Source organism: Streptomyces sp. NPDC040718, from assembly GCF_055593565.1.
This window is the reverse complement of the sequence record NZ_JBVIXO010000018.1, coordinates 104,796-119,420: the sequence shown is the minus strand read 5'-3', so window position 1 is coordinate 119,420 and position 14,625 is coordinate 104,796. Positions and strand designations below refer to the sequence as shown.

At 73.8% G+C, this 14,625-nt stretch carries 12 protein-coding genes; 6 read left to right on the top strand and 6 right to left on the bottom strand.

Annotated elements, in window-relative coordinates; all coding sequences use genetic code 11:
* Positions 1 to 25: 25 nt before the first annotated feature.
* On the top strand, positions 26 to 2,497 hold the full coding sequence (locus tag ACZ597_RS31730) for a helicase associated domain-containing protein (RefSeq protein WP_471337712.1): 2,472 nt from the start codon (positions 26 to 28) through the stop codon (positions 2,495 to 2,497).
* 33 nt (positions 2,498 to 2,530) lie between these two features.
* On the opposite strand, the gene ACZ597_RS31725 is transcribed toward ACZ597_RS31730, so the two are convergent.
* A complete protein-coding gene (locus tag ACZ597_RS31725; RefSeq protein WP_471337707.1) occupies positions 2,531 to 3,922 on the bottom strand; it encodes a glutamate decarboxylase in 1,392 nt (463 codons plus the stop codon).
* 298 nt (positions 3,923 to 4,220) lie between these two features.
* On the opposite strand from ACZ597_RS31725, the gene melC1 reads away from it, so the two are divergent.
* Complete coding sequence (gene melC1, locus ACZ597_RS31720; protein ID WP_471337702.1) at positions 4,221 to 4,613, top strand: apotyrosinase chaperone MelC1; 393 nt, start codon at positions 4,221 to 4,223, stop codon at positions 4,611 to 4,613.
* A complete protein-coding gene (melC2, locus tag ACZ597_RS31715; RefSeq protein ID WP_471337696.1) occupies positions 4,613 to 5,458 on the top strand; it encodes a tyrosinase MelC2 in 846 nt (281 codons plus the stop codon). Before melC1 ends, melC2 begins: the two co-directional genes overlap by 1 nt.
* Here melC2 and ACZ597_RS31710 read toward each other — a convergent pair.
* Positions 5,416 to 6,114 carry a response regulator gene (locus ACZ597_RS31710; protein ID WP_471337690.1) on the bottom strand — a complete coding sequence of 233 codons (699 nt, stop codon included), beginning with the start codon at positions 6,112 to 6,114 and terminating at the stop codon, positions 5,416 to 5,418. The genes melC2 and ACZ597_RS31710 overlap by 43 nt on opposite strands.
* A complete protein-coding gene (locus ACZ597_RS31705) occupies positions 6,111 to 7,709 on the bottom strand; it encodes a sensor histidine kinase (protein ID WP_471337684.1) in 1,599 nt (532 codons plus the stop codon). Before ACZ597_RS31705 ends, ACZ597_RS31710 begins: the two co-directional genes overlap by 4 nt.
* A 108-nt stretch (positions 7,710 to 7,817) precedes the next feature.
* Here ACZ597_RS31705 and ACZ597_RS31700 point away from each other — a divergent pair, with 108 nt between their 5' ends.
* Positions 7,818 to 9,194: a cation:dicarboxylate symporter family transporter gene (locus ACZ597_RS31700; RefSeq protein ID WP_471337677.1), complete on the top strand. Its 1,377-nt coding sequence runs from the start codon at positions 7,818 to 7,820 to the stop codon at positions 9,192 to 9,194.
* A 292-nt stretch (positions 9,195 to 9,486) separates the two neighbouring features.
* The gene (locus tag ACZ597_RS31695) at positions 9,487 to 11,256 is read left to right on the top strand and encodes a S8 family serine peptidase (protein ID WP_471337800.1); all 1,770 of its coding nucleotides are present in this window, start codon (positions 9,487 to 9,489) and stop codon (positions 11,254 to 11,256) included.
* A gap of 62 nt (positions 11,257 to 11,318) precedes the next feature.
* Here the strand turns inward: ACZ597_RS31695 and ACZ597_RS31690 are convergent, their stop codons facing one another.
* From ACZ597_RS31690 to ACZ597_RS31680, 3 genes are all read right to left on the bottom strand, one after another.
* On the bottom strand, positions 11,319 to 12,005 hold the full coding sequence (locus ACZ597_RS31690; RefSeq protein ID WP_471337670.1) for a (2Fe-2S)-binding protein: 687 nt from the start codon (positions 12,003 to 12,005) through the stop codon (positions 11,319 to 11,321).
* Positions 12,006 to 12,017: 12 nt separating this feature from the next.
* Positions 12,018 to 12,866 carry an alpha/beta fold hydrolase gene (locus ACZ597_RS31685; RefSeq protein WP_471337664.1) on the bottom strand — a complete coding sequence of 283 codons (849 nt, stop codon included), beginning with the start codon at positions 12,864 to 12,866 and terminating at the stop codon, positions 12,018 to 12,020.
* A gap of 89 nt (positions 12,867 to 12,955) precedes the next feature.
* Positions 12,956 to 13,765 carry an alpha/beta fold hydrolase gene (locus ACZ597_RS31680; RefSeq protein WP_471337662.1) on the bottom strand — a complete coding sequence of 270 codons (810 nt, stop codon included), beginning with the start codon at positions 13,763 to 13,765 and terminating at the stop codon, positions 12,956 to 12,958.
* Between the two features lie 140 nt (positions 13,766 to 13,905).
* On the opposite strand from ACZ597_RS31680, the gene ACZ597_RS31675 reads away from it, so the two are divergent.
* Positions 13,906 to 14,592 carry a GNAT family N-acetyltransferase gene (locus ACZ597_RS31675; RefSeq protein ID WP_471337656.1) on the top strand — a complete coding sequence of 229 codons (687 nt, stop codon included), beginning with the start codon at positions 13,906 to 13,908 and terminating at the stop codon, positions 14,590 to 14,592.
* The last annotated feature ends 33 nt before the right edge of the window (positions 14,593 to 14,625 follow it).

Sequence of the window (14,625 nt, the reverse complement as noted above, 5' to 3'; positions counted from 1 at the left end):
GATCAGAGCGGGCGGGGTGAGGTTCATGGCGAGGCTGGAGCTGCGCCCCCATCAGCGCGAGGCCGTCGACGCCGTCGTGCGGGCGCTCCAGCTGCCGGCCACGGGCCGGGTGCCCGAGCGGGGACTGCGGACCCAGGTGATCATGGCCACCGGGTCCGGCAAGTCCCTGGTCGCCGTCCGCTCGGCCGAGGAGCTGCGGGCGGGCCGGGTGCTCGTGCTGGTCCCCTCCCTCGATCTGCTCGTGCAGACCGTCGCCGCCTGGCGGGAGGGCGGCCGCACGGGCCGGGCGCTCGCGGTGTGCTCGCTGCGCGGCGAGGACGTGGGAGTGCCCGCCACGACCGCTCCGGGGCAGCTGGCCCGGTGGGGGGCGCGGCCGGTGGAGCGGGTGACGGTGTTCGCCACGTACGCCTCGCTGGGTCTGGGCACCATCGAGCGGGCGCACCTGGCCGGGCTGCCGCCGTGGGACCTGGTCGTGGTCGACGAGGCGCACCGCACCTCGGGCCGGATCGGCAAGCCCTGGGCGGTGGTGCACGACAACGCCCGGATCCCCTCCGTGCGGCGGCTGTACATGACGGCCACGCCCCGGGTGTGGCGCGACGGCGAGGAGAGCGAGGAGCCGGAGGAGGCCGAGGGGGCCGGCACGTACGCGGCGGAGACCGCGGGCGGCGCGGAGCCGCGGGGGCGGGGCGAGCTCGTCGCGTCCATGGAGGACGATCCCCAGGGGCCGTTCGGCGCCCGCTGCTACACCCTGTCCCTGTCGGAGGCCATCGACCGGGGCGTCTGCGCCCCGTACCGGGTGGTGTGCGTGGACGTCAGCGACCCGGGGTTCCAGTCGGCGGTGCTGCTGGGCGCGGACGGCCGCTCGGACCGGGTGCGCGGGATGCGGCTCGCGGCGCTCCAGGCGGCTCTGGTGAAGGCCGCGGCGGACCAGGGCTTCCGGCGGACGCTGGTGTTCCATCACCTGACCAAGGAGGCCGAGGCGTTCGCGGCGGGGCTTCCGGCGGTCGCGGCCCGGCTGCGGGTGACGAGCCGGTCGGCGCTGCCGGTGTATCCGCGCACGGTCTGGGCGGACTGGCTGTGCGGGCAGCACACGGCGGCGCACCGGCGGCGGGTGCTGGAGGCGTTCGGGGCGGACCGGGTCGCGGACAAGGCGTTCCTGGGCAGCGTGCGCGTGCTGGGCGAGGGGGTGGACACCAAGGAGTGCGACTCCGTGTTCTGGGCGGACGTACGCGGTTCCATGCCGGACCTGGTGCAGGCGGTGGGCCGGGCGCTGCGGATCCGGCCGGGCGAGGGGAAGGTGGCCTCCCTGGTGGTGCCGGTGCTGCTGGGGCCCGGGGAGTCCCCGGAGTCGATGCTGACCTCACGGGCGTACGGGGACCTCGCGCGGCTCCTGGAGGCGCTGAGGGCGCACGACTCCAGGCTGGTGGAGGCCCTGGCCCAGCCGCAGGCACCGAGCGCGGCGGCGAAGGCCCCGGCGGCGGCCGGGGCCGGTACCGGTCCCGGGGCGGGCGCCCGGGCGCTGCTGAGCTTCTCGGTGCCCCGGGATCCGGCGCTGCTGGCGGCCTTCATCCGGCTGCGCGTGCTCAACCCGGAGCACACGCAGTGGCGGCGGGGCGCGGAGGCGGCCCGGGTCTACGCGGCGGCGACCGGGGACCTGAAGGTGCCGTTCGCGTTCAGGGTGCCGGCGGGCCGGCCGGACTGGCCGGCCGCGCTGGCGGGTTTCCCGCTGGGCCAGTGGATCGCGGACGCGCGGCGTACGTACCGCAGGGGTGCGCTGGGCCGGGAGCGGACCCGTGAGCTGGAGGAACTCGGCATGGTGTGGAGCCATTTCGACGTGGCCTTCGAGGAGGGGCTGGTGGCGGCCCGGTCCTGGGCCGCCGAGCACGGGCACCTGCTGCCGCCGGTGGACGCGACATGGCGCGGGGTGCCGGTCGGGGTGTGGATGAAGAACAACCGGGCGGCCGCCCGGCGGGAGGGGCCGGGGGCGCTGCCGCAGGAGCGCCGGGAGGCCCTGGAGGAGATCGACCCGTCCTGGTGCCCGGTGTGGGACATCGGCTGGCAGCGGGCGTTCCGGCTGACCCGCCTCCATCTGGACGCGGGTGGTGCGGTCCCGCCCGGTCCCGGTTCGGTCGTGGTCCAGGGCGAGGACCTGGGGCTGTGGGTGCGGAGCCAGCGGCTGGGGTGGGAGCGGCTGTCCTGGGCGCAGCGGTGGCTGCTGGAGCACGGGCTGGGGCTGTCGCCGGCCACGGAGGCGGAGCGCCCGCCCCCGCGCCGGAGCCATGCCGCCGCCTGGGCGGGGCACCTGGAGGCCGCCCGGCGGTTCCACGCCCGCGAGGGGCACCTGCGGGTGCCGCGCACGCACGTGGAGCCGGTGGGCGGGGAGGAGCTGCGGCTGGGCGCGTGGATCGCGAACCAGCGCTCCCGGGCGGCGAAGCTGGCCCCGGAGCGGGTGGCCGCGCTGACGGCCCTGGGGATGCGCTGGTCGGCGTCGGTCTGAGGCCGTGGCACCCCGGGGCCGTCGGGCCGCCCGTCAGTGGTGGAAGCCGGACCGGGGCTCGGTGGCGGGGACGGGCTGCGGCGCGGCGGTGAGGTGTTCCACGGCCCGGCGCAGGTCGTCGACGAGCAGGGCGGCCTGGTCGCGGGTCACCCCGTGCCGGACGAGCACGCGCTGGACGACGGTGTCCTGCCGGTCGGCGGGCAGCGGGTACGAGGGCACCTGCCAGCCGCGCATCCGCAGCCGGTCGGAGAGGTCGTACAGGCTGAAGCCGGCCGCGGCCGGGTCGGTGAGCGCGTAGGAGACGGCGGGCAGGGCGCCCTGGCCGTCGTAGAGCAGGGTGAAGGGCCCCATGCCCTCGATCTCGGCGGCCAGGTACCGGGCGGTGTCGGCGCAGGCCTGCTGGACGCGCCGGTAGCCGCCCCGGCCCAGCCGCAGGAAGAGGTAGTACTGGGCGATGACCTCTCCGCCCGGGCGGGAGAAGTTGAGCGCGAAGGTGGGCATGTCGCCGCCCAGGTAGTCCACGTCGAAGACGAGCTGGGCGGGGAGCAGGTCGGCGGTGCGCCACACGATCCAGCCGACGCCGAGGGGGGCGAGCCCGTACTTGTGCCCCGAGGTGTTGATCGAGGCCACGCGCGGCAGCCGGAAGTCCCAGACCGTGCCGGGGTGGAGGAAGGGGGCGACGAAGCCCCCGCTGGCCGCGTCCACGTGGACGGGGACGTCCCAGCCGTGCTCGGCCTGGATCCGGTCGAGGGCGGCGGCGATCTCGGCGACGGGCTCGTAGTCGCACGTGTAGGTGACGCCGAGGATGGCGACGACGCCGATGGTGTTCTCGTCGACGTACGCGGCGAGCTGGTGGGGGCGCAGGCCGGTGGCGCCGGGTTCCAGGGGGACCTGGCGCAGCTCGACGTCGAAGTAGCGGGCGAACTTCTCCCAGCAGATCTGGACGGGGCCGCACACCAGGTTGGGCCGGTCGGCGGGTCTGCCCTCGGCGCGGCGGCGTTCGCGCCAGCGCCATTTGAGGGCGAGGCCGCCGAGCATGGCGGCCTCGCTGGAGCCGGTGGTGGAGCAGCCGGTGCCGACGTGGCCGGGCGGGGCGTTCCAGAGGTCGGCCAGGATGTTGACGCAGCGGGCCTCGATCTCGGCGGTCTGCGGGTACTCGTCCTTGTCGATCATGTTCTTGTCGAGGCACTCGTTCATCAGGCGGTGCACCGCGTCGTCGGACCAGGTGGTGCAGAAGGTGGCCAGGTTCTGGGCGGCGTTGCCGTCGAGGAGCAGCTCGTTGTGCAGGAGCGAGTAGACGACCTCGGAGGGCGAGTGGTCGTCGGGCATCCGGTACTTCGGGAGGATCTGGCCGCTCAGGGCGGACGCGAACACGTCCGTCCCGTCGTCGCGGGCGTGCGCGTCCTTCGTCTGATGGAGAGCCATATCCGGACTATAGGCGCAAATCTCTGCATAACGCGGCTGCAGAACCTCTCGAGAACCGGTCGCGCGGGGCGGTTCCCGGCACCGCTTCCGGCCGAGTACCGGGTGTGACCCCCTCCATAGGACCCCCTGCTCGGCCGAAAAAATTACCGTCGAGTAGCATTTCCTCCGCAGATCTTCCCGTCCGGGCCACTGGAGCCGGTCCGGACGGGAAGATCGCCCAAATGGTTCGTCATAGAACTTGTCCGCCGATGTCCGGATAGCGGTCAACTGTCGTACAGGCCCTGATAGTTCTTCCGCCATGAACAAGATCACCCGTCGGCAGGCCTTGGGCACCACTGCCGGCGCACTCACCGTCCTCGGCATAGCGGGCGCCACCGCGCACGCCGCCGCCACCGACTCCCGTGCCGCCGCCACCCCGGCCGGCACCGTCGACGAGGTGTACCAGGGCCGCCGCATCCAGATATCCCCCGCCACCGGCGGCGGTCACCACGGCGGCCATCACGGCGGCGCCGGGACGCCGACCGTCCGGATAGACGGCCGCGAGCTGCACGTCATGCGCAACGCCGACGGCACCTGGATCAGCGTGGTCAACCACTACGAGACCTTCGCCGACCCGGCTTCGCTGGCCCGGGCCGCCGTGCGCGAGCTCCAGGGCGCCCAGCTCGCCCCGATGCAGATGGGCGGCATGTGATGACCGTCCGCAAGAACCAGGCCTCGCTGACCGCCGAGGAGAAGCGCGCCTTCACCAACGCGCTGCTCGAACTGAAGCGCACCGGCCGCTACGACCGCTTCGTCACCACCCACAACGGCTTCATCATGAGCGACACCGACTCGGGCGACCGGGTGGGCCACCGCTCCCCCTCCTTCCTCCCCTGGCACCGCCGCTTTCTGCTGGAGTTCGAAGCGGCTCTTCAGGCGGTGGACAAGAGCGTCGCGCTCCCGTACTGGGACTGGACCGCCGACCGCACCGCCCGCTCCTCCCTCTGGGCCGCCGACTTCCTCGGCGGCACCGGCCGCGCCCGCGACGGGCAGGTCATGGACGGCCCCTTCGCCTACGCGACGGGCAAGTGGGAGATAGCGGTCCGCGTGGACGGCCGCTCCTACCTGCGGCGCGCGCTCGGCGAGGGCGTCGCCCAGCTGCCGACGCGGGCCGAGGTGGACGCCGTACTGGCCATGCCGGTCTACGACATGGCCCCCTGGAACAGCTCCTCGAACGGCTTCCGCAACAACCTGGAGGGCTGGCGCGGCGCCAACCTGCACAACCGGGTGCACGTGTGGGTCGGCGGCCAGATGGGCACCGGCGTCTCCCCCAACGACCCGGTCTTCTGGATGCACCACGCCTTCGTGGACAAGCTCTGGGCGGACTGGCAGGCGAAGAACCCGAACTCCCCCTACCTGCCCGCCGCCGGCACCCCCAACGTGGTCGACCTGCGCGACACGATGCGGCCGTGGAACGACGTGACCCCGGCGGACATGCTCGACCACCGGAAGTTCTACACGTTCGACACCGAGCCGGCCGCCGCCAGCCAGCGGTAGTGCAGTTCCGGGCGGCCGACCTGCCCGTACCGGGGCGTGCGGTCCGCGCGCCCGGTGTCCACCAGGTGCTCCAGGTACCGGCGGGCGGTGATCCGCGAGATCCCGGCCGCCTCGGCCGCCCCCGCGGCGGTCAGTCCTCCGGGCGCCGCCCGCAGCAGCGCCGCGACCCGGTCCAGGGTCGGGGCGCTGAGCCCTTTGGGGAGCTGGGCCGACGCGGGCGCGCGCAGTGCGGCGAGCGCCCGGTCCACGTCGTCCTGGCCGGCCGCCTCGCCCGCGGCGGCGCGGAACTCGGCGTAGCGCAGCAGCCGTTCGCGCAGGGTGGGGAACGCGAAGGGCTTGAGCACGTACTGCACCACGCCCAGTGACACGCTCTCGCGGACCACGGCCAGGTCCCGGGCCGAGGTCACCGCGATCACGTCGGCGGGGTGCCCGGCCGCCCGCAGCCCGCGCGCGAAGCGCAGCCCGTGGCCGTCGGGCAGGGTGAGGTCGAGCAGCAGCAGGTCGACGGGGGTGCGCTCCAGCACCCGGGTGGCCTCCGCCAGGGAGTGGACGGCCGCCACGGCGGTGAAGCCGGGCACCCGGCCGACGTAGAGCGCGTGCGCGTCGGCGGCGACGGGGTCGTCCTCGACGACGAGGACCCGCACGGGCCCGCTCACGCCGCACCGCCCGCGAGCGGGAAGCGAGCCGTGAACGCGGCTCCGCCTCCGGGGGCGTCTGCGGCCTCCACCGAGCCGCCGTGCCGGTGGGCCACCTGGCGGACCAGGGCGAGGCCCAGGCCGCGCCCCTCCCCCTTGCCCGACCAGCCCCGGCGGAAGACGTCCGCCCCCTCGGGCAGGCCGGGCCCGTTGTCCGCGACCCGCAGCAGCAGCCCGGCCGCGTCCCGGCGCGCCGTGACGGTGATCCGCCCGCCCGGCACCCCCGTCAGGGCGTCGAGGGCGTTGTCGACGAGGTTGCCGAGCACCGTGACCAGGTCCCGGGCCGGAGGCACTCCCGGTCCCGCCTCGATCGCCCCGCACTCCGGGGCGACCACCAGCTCGATGCCGCGCTCGTGCGCCTGTGCGGCCTTGCCGAGCAGCAGGGCGACCAGCACCGGCTCGCCCACGGCGGTGACGACCTCGTCGGTCAGGGCCTGGGCCAGCTCCAGTTCGGCGGTGGCGAACTCCACCGCCTCCTCGCTGCGGCCCAGTTCGATCAGGGAGACCACGGTGTGCAGGCGGTTGGCCGCCTCGTGCGCCTGGGAGCGCAGGGCCTGGGTGAAGCCGCGCTCGTGGTCCAGTTCCCCGGTGAGGGCCTGGAGTTCGGTGTGGTCCCGCAGGGTGACCACGGTGCCGCGGCGGCCGCCGCCCGCCACCGGCGAGCTGTTGACGACGAGGACCCGCTCGGCGCTCAGGTGCACCTCGTCGACCCGCGGCCGGTCGGCGAGCAGCGCCCCGGTGAGCGGGGCGGGCAGGCCCAGGTCGGCGACGCCGCGGCCGGTGACCTCCCCGCGCAGGCCGAGGAGTTCGCGGCCCGCGTCGTTGATGAGGGTGATCCTGCGGTGGCCGTCGAGCATGAGCAGCCCCTCCCGGACCCCGTGCAGGGCCGCCTGGTGGTAGTCGTACATCCGGCTCAGCCCGGCGGCGTCCATGCCGTGGGTGTGGCGGCGCAGCCGGGCGTTGACCACGTACGTACCCACCGCGCCGAGGGCCAGTGCCCCGGCCGCCACCCAGGCGAGGGCGGTGAGCTGCTCCGCGAGGCGGGCGCTGATGGCCCGGACGGTGATCCCCGCGCTGACCAGGCCGATCACGGAGCCGTCCGCGTCCCGGAGCGGGGTGACCACGCGGATGGAGGGGCCGAGGGTGCCGGTGTAGGTCTCGCTGAAGGTGCCGCCGCGCAGGGCGGGGGCGGTGTTGCCGAGGAAGCGCTCGCCGATGCGGCGCGGGTCGGGGTGGGTCCAGCGCCTCCCGTCCGGGGCCATGATCGTCACGAAGTCCACGCCGGAGTCGGTGCGCACCCGCTCCGCGTAGGGCTGGAGCGCGGCGGAGGGGTCGGCTCCGCGCTCGCCGGCGCGGACGGCCTCGCGTACGGAGGGCGAGTCCGCGACGGCCCGGGCCACGGCCCCGGCCTGCCGCCGGGCGGCGTCCTCGGCCTGGTCGCGGGCGGTCGCGTACGCGAAGACCGCGCAGCCGGCGACGACGAGCGCGACCAGCAGGACCTGCATGGCGAAGAGCTGGCCGGCGAGGCTGCGGGGCGGCCGGGGGAAGCGGAACATGGCGCTCAGTGTGCACCGGGCCGTGAACTCAATGAACGCAAGGGTGACCGGGGTCACAGGGTGGGCGATGGTCTCCCGGAACCACTTCACCACCCCAGGAGGCGCGACATGGCCGCCAGACGCGACAGAACCCATTACCTGTACATCGCGGTGATCGCCGCGGTACTGCTCGGCATCGCCGTCGGCTTCGCCGCACCCGGCGTGGCCGTGGAGCTCAAGCCGCTGGGCACCGGCTTCGTGAACCTCATCAAGATGATGATCTCGCCCGTGATCTTCTGCACGATCGTGCTGGGGATCGGCTCGGTCCGCAAGGCCGCCAAGGTCGGCGCGGTGGGCGGGCTGGCCCTCGGGTACTTCATGGTGATGTCCACGGTGGCGCTGGCCATCGGCCTGCTGGTGGGGAACCTGCTGGAGCCGGGCAGCGGACTGCACCTGACCGAGGCCGCGGCACGGGCCGGCGAGGCGCAGGCCAAGGCGGGCGGGGCGGAGAGCACCCAGGAGTTCCTGCTGGGGATCATCCCGACCACCCTGGTCTCCGCCTTCACCGGGGGCGAGGTGCTCCAGACCCTGCTGGTGGCGCTGCTGTGCGGGTTCGCCCTCCAGGCGATGGGCCCGGCCGGCGAGCCGGTGCTGCGTGGGATCGGGCACGTGCAGAAGCTGGTGTTCCGCGTGCTGGCGATGATCATGTGGGCGGCGCCCGTCGGCGCCTTCGGGGCGATCGCGGCCGTGGTCGGCGCGACCGGGATCGACGCGCTGAAGTCCCTCGCGGTCATCATGATCGGCTTCTACACGACCTGCCTGCTCTTCGTCTTCGTGGTGCTGGGCACCCTGCTGCGGGTCTGTACGGGCGTCAGCGTCTTCGCGCTGCTGCGCTACCTGGGCCGGGAGTTCCTGCTGATCCTGTCGACCTCCTCCTCCGAGTCGGCGCTGCCGCGGCTGATCGCGAAGATGGAGCACCTGGGCGTCTCCCGTCCGGTCACCGGCATCACCGTGCCGACGGGCTACTCGTTCAACCTGGACGGGACCGCCATCTACCTGACCATGTCCTCGCTCTTCGTCGCGGAGGCGATGGGCAAGCCCCTGGCCCTGGGCGAGCAGATCTCGCTGCTGCTCTTCATGATCGTGGCCTCCAAGGGCGCGGCCGGGGTCACCGGCGCGGGACTCGCCACCCTGGCCGGCGGGCTCCAGTCGCACCGGCCCGAACTGGTCGACGGGGTGGGGCTGATCGTCGGCATCGACCGCTTCATGAGCGAGGCACGGGCGCTGACGAACTTCGCGGGCAACGCCGTGGCCACCGTCCTGATCGGGACGTGGACGAAGGAGTTCGACCGCGAGCGGGCCGCCGAAGTCCTCGCGGGGCGGATGCCCTTCGACGAGGCCACGCTGGTGGACGACGGCCACACGGCGCCTGGCGGACCGGTCGAGCCCGCCCCGCCGGCCGTACCCGGCCCGGCGGCCGGCCCCAAGGACGGTGTGCCGGCCTGAGCCTCCGGGCCGGTGCACCCGGCGGATCCGGTCGGGCAGGGCTCGCCCCCACGGTGCCCAGCCCGGCCGGATGCCGCGTCAAACACCCACGAACGGCCGCGAACCGTTACTTTCGGCCATGTGATCTTCAACTCTGCTGCGCTGAAAGGTACTTCCCTACGGGGCAGCGCGTCTGACATCTTGCGTCCACCACTCGTTTCGTACGGCCCGGCAGGTGCCACCAGCACCGCCGGGCCGTCCTTCGGAGGACGCATTGATACCCCACATATCCAGCCGACCTCGACGTGCGATGGTGCTGGCGGCCGCCCTCGGCGCCGCCCTCACCTTCGGAGCCCCCGCCGCGCTCGCCGGCACCGCTCCCGTCGGTCCCTCCGGCTCCCCGGCCTCCGCCCCGGCGGCGGCCCCCAAGGCTGCGGCCCCGGCTTCCCAGAGTGCGACCTGGGCCGCCGGCACCCGCGCCTACCTCGTGATCACCGCTCCCGGTGACAGTTCGGCGGTGCGCTCGGCCGTGACCGCCAACGGCGGCACGGTCTTCGCGTCCTACGACGCGATCGGCGTGATCGTCGCCCACTCGGCCTCCGGCACCTTCGCCACCACGATGCGCGGGGTCAGCGGGGTCCAGAAGGTCGGCGCCACCCGCACCTCGGACGTCCCCGCCGACGCCTACAACCCGGCGCTGCCCGCCAACCCGGCGCAGTCGACGACCCCGGCCGGCGAGCCGGTCCGCGCCGACATGAGCCAGATCAAGGCGGACCAGGCCTGGGCCGTCAACGCCGGTTCGGCCGCCGTCAAGGTCGGCATCCTCGACACCGGTGTGGACGACCAGCACCAGGACCTGGCGCCGAACTTCAACGCCGCCGACTCGGTCTCCTGCGCCTACGGCAAGACCGACACCCGCGCCGGCGCCTGGCGCGACGTCGGCGACCACGGCACGCACGTCGCCGGCACGGTGGCGGCGTCCAAGAACGGCAAGGGCGTCATCGGCGTGGCCCCGGGCGTGAAGATCTCCTCGGTCCGCATCGCCGAGCCGAACAGCTCGCTCTTCTTCGCCGAGAACACCATCTGCGGGTTCGTGTGGGCCGGTGACCACGGCTTCAAGGTCACCAACAACAGCTACTACACCGACCCGTGGCAGTTCAACTGCCCGGACGACCTGGACCAGGCCGCCATCATCGAGGGCGTCAACCGCGCCCAGGCGTACGCCGAGGGCAAGGGCTCGCTCCAGATCGCCGCGGCGGGCAACGAGAACTACGACCTCGCCCACAAGACGACCGACACGGCGAGCCCCAACGACTCGACCCCGGTCACCCGCGACATCACCAACGCCTGCGTCGACATCCCGACCGAACTGCCGGGCGTGGTCACGGTCGCGGCGAACGGCACCGGCACCACCAAGGCCTCGTTCTCCAACTTCGGCCAGGGCATCATCGACGTCGCGGCCCCGGGCCAGGACGTCTACTCCACGCTGCCCGGCGGCAAGTACGGCTCCAAGAGCGGCACCTCGATGGCCACCCCGCACGTGGTGGGCGTCGCCGCGCTGATGGCGAGCGCCAACCCGGCCCTCACCCCGGCGCAGATCCGCGACCGGCTGGCCACCCAGGCCAACGACATCCCGTGCCCGTCGGACGGCCGCTGCACCGGCACCACGGCCAACAACGCCTTCTTCGGCGAGGGCCAGGTCGACGCGCTGAAGGCGGTCGGCGGCTCCACTCCCCCGGCCGGCAAGTACTTCGAGAACACCGCGGACTTCGCCATCCGTGACAACACCACGGTCGAGAGCCCGATCACCGTCACCGGTGTGACCGGCAACGCCCCGGCCACCCTCAAGGTGGGCGTGAACATCGCGCACACCTACATCGGTGACCTGAAGGTCGACCTGGTCGCCCCCGACGGCACCGTCTACACGGTCCACAACCGGGCCGGCGGCAGCACGGACAACATCAGCCAGACCTACACCGTCAACGCCTCCTCCGAGGTCGCGAACGGCACCTGGAAGCTCCGTGTGAACGACAACGCGGGCGGCGACACCGGCAAGATCGACTCCTGGAACCTCACCTTCTAGGACGCACCGCCACCACGGGGCCATCGGGGAGCGGCAGGTCCGCTCCCCGGTGGCCCTTCGCGTCACCGGGTGCGCAGCACGCAGTCCCCGCAGAGTCCGCCGCCCGGCACCCGGTAGTAGAGGCAGCAGCTGCGCCGTACGAAGGCCACGCCCAGACCCGGTTCGTGGACGAAGGAGCCCGTGCCGGCCAGCGCCCCGCCGTCGGCGAGGAGGGCGCCGGCCAGCTCCACCGCGGCCCCGCCCTCCCCGGGCGGTACCCGGTCGAGCAGCACGCGCAGGGCGCCGACCAGCCCGGAGGCGGCGTTGCCGCGCAGGACCTTGGCGGAGACCCCGTACCGCTCCCGCAGGGCGGCGTCCAGCGGGCCGAGGCTGCCGAGCACGCTCTCCCCGAGGGACTCGGCCGGCAGGTCCGCGGCCGGCTCGGGCAGCCAGAGCTCCAGCGAGCCCGCGCCGGGCAGCCGCCACCACACCCGGCCGGGGTCCAGGTCCGGCAGCCGCCCGGACAGGGCGGCGCAGCCCAGGCCCAGCGACCACAGCCGGGAGGCGATCCCGAACTGGGCGGTGGAGGCCGCGACCCGCCCCGGGCCGCTCCGGGTCCGGCGGCCGACCTCCTCGACGTAGGGGCCCAGCCGCTCCCCGTACAGCTCCGCGAGCGGCCGGAAACCCGGTCCGGGCGGTTCGGCGCCGCAGGGGACGGAGAAGAAGGGCCCGACGGCGGCCAGCCGGCGCAGTACGTCGTCCATGTCCATCCCCGGATGATCTCAGGCGGGGCCGTCACCTCCGCCGGCAAGCCAGCCGAGCATCGCGGGAGTGGCGTCGAAATGGCCGCCGTGCCCGGCATCGGGCTGCCGCGTCAGGGTCGCGCCCGGGATGCGCGCGGCCAGCCATTCGCCGTGCGCCGGCGGCACGAGGGTGTCCAGGCCGCCGTGCCAGAGCCGCACCGGCACCGTGACGGCCGCCGGGTCGAAGCCCCACGGGGTGCCGAAGAGCGCCACGACGTCGTCCACCCAGCCGTCCAGCCCGGGACGGACCGCCTCGGCGAAGGCCGCGCCCAGCATGGCGCTGACGTCCGGCCGGGACAGGACGGCCTGTTCGACCTCCGGCAGCGGCGGCAGACCGGCCGTCCCGACGTTCGCGAGGTGCTCCATGACGGCGGCCCGCCCCACCAGGGCGGCGGCGGCACTGCGGCGGTTCCCCTCGTTCATGCCGGCGGTCCAGTCCAAACCGGCCGCGTCCCGCGGCGCCAGGCTCGCCAGCGCTCCCGCCCGGGTGACGCGTCCGGGGTGCGCGGCGGCGCACGCCAGGGCGTGCGGGCCGCCACCGGACACCCCGAGCACCGCGAAGCGGTCCAGCCCGAGCGCGTCGGCGACGGCGGCCACGTCCGCGGCGGCATCGACGACCCGGCGCCCCCCGCTCGGTGCGGAGCACCCGAATCCGGGCCGGTCGTAGGTGATCAGACGGACGCCGAGCCGCCGGAACAGGGAGTCGTCCGGGTGGCGGGCCAGCCTGCTCATCGGGCTGCCGTGCAGGTACACGACCGGTGTCCCGCCGGGCACCCCCCACTCCTCGACCGCCAGCTTCCGACCATCTTCCAAGATCACTTCGCGCATGGCGGCCAACCTAGCCCCGCCGCCCGTGCGCGGCCAGGGCGTTCATCGACGGCGGAACAGACGGAACGGCAGCCACCGCGGAGCACCGCTCACGGCAGGGAGGCGAGGAACTCCAGCAGGGCCCGGTTGAAGGCCTCCGGCTGTTCCACCCCCGGCAGGTGGCCGGCCCGCTCGATCACGGCGAGGCGGGCGTGCGGCGCCAGCGCGCACATCGCCTCGGCCTCGGCGACCGGGGTGTAGACGTCGTCCTCGCCGACCAGCACCAGGCAGGGCACCTCCTCGGGCAGGGCGGCGAGCACGGGCCGGTAGTCGGGCCGCTCGGCCCGCCCGCGCAGGGCCGCCGCCGCACCCTTCGGGTCGGTGGCGCACATCATGGCGGTGACCCGGGCGGCGGCCTCCGGCTGGCCGGTGACGTTGTAGGGCGCCAGCATCTTGTCAATGACCTCTTCGGTATACGGGCGCATACCCTCCGCGAGGAGCCGTTCGGCGAGCTTCCGGCGGAACTCCTTGCCGTCCTCGGACTCCGGAACGGGGGAGGTGTCGGAGAGCACGAGGGCCCTCACCAGACCCGGGTGGCGCAACCGGAGCTCGAGCGCGATCTGCCCGCCCATGGAAACACCTCCGACGACCGCCTGTTCGATTTCCAGGTGCCGGAGCCGGGCGGCCAGGTCGTCGGCGAAGTCCGCGAGCAGGGTCCGCTCCCCGACCGCCGGGTTCTCCCCGTATCCCCGCAGGTCAGGGGCTATGACCCGGTAGCCGGCGGCGGCCAGTACCGTCGCCTGGGGCGCCCACATCGAGCGGTTGAACGGGTGTCCGTGGACCAGCAGGACGGCCTCCGCGCCGCGGGGACCGAGGTCGTCGGAAAACGATGCCGCGCCATTGCCAAATTGGGGGTTCATGAGAGGACTTTAAGGGGCTACATTGAGCCACTCGCGTTCACCTGACAGCCCGTTGCCTTTCACCCGCGTTTTGCGCGGGGGGCGACGTCAGGAGCGCACACTGTGCAACCACCCCACCGCCCAGAAGGACCGAAGGCTCCGTGCCCGTACCCGTACTCCTCGCCGGCCGCTCCGTGCGGCTCGAGCCCCTCGCCCCCCACCACACCGAGGCCCTGGCCGTGGCCGGGGCCGAGGATCGTACGACTTACGCCTTCACTCCCGTGCCGCACGGGTTGCAGGCGTCCCACGAGTACATCGACCGTGCCCTCGCCGATCAGGCAGCGGGTCGATCGCTTGCGTTCGCCGTCGTCAGAGCCACTGACGGTCGGGTGGTCGGCTCGACCCGGTTCCTGGAACTCGACTACTGGCAGGGTCCGCTGGTGTGGCCCGCCGTCCCGGGGGTCCCCTTCGGTGATCCGGCGACGGCGATCCCCGATGCCGCCGAGATCGGGAACACCTGGCTGTCCCCGGACGCCCAGGGCACCGGCATCAACACCGAGGCGAAGCTGCTCATGCTGCGCCACGCCTTCGAGACCTGGGGCGTGCGCCGGATCTCGCTGCGCGCGGACGCCCGCAACGGCCGCTCCCGTGCCGCGATGGAACGTCTCGGCTTCACCTGCGAGGGGGTCCGCCGGGCCCATTCGCGGGGGCTGGACGGGGCGGTGCGCAGCACGGCCTTCTACTCGGTCCTCGACGAGGAGTGGCCCACCGTCCGCTCGGTCATCGAGCTGCGGCTCTCCAGCGCCGCCCCGCGCCGCCGCCGGCGCCGGACGCTGATCCCGGCGTAACGGTCCTGCTGGGCTCTCGTCCCGGCCCTCGTC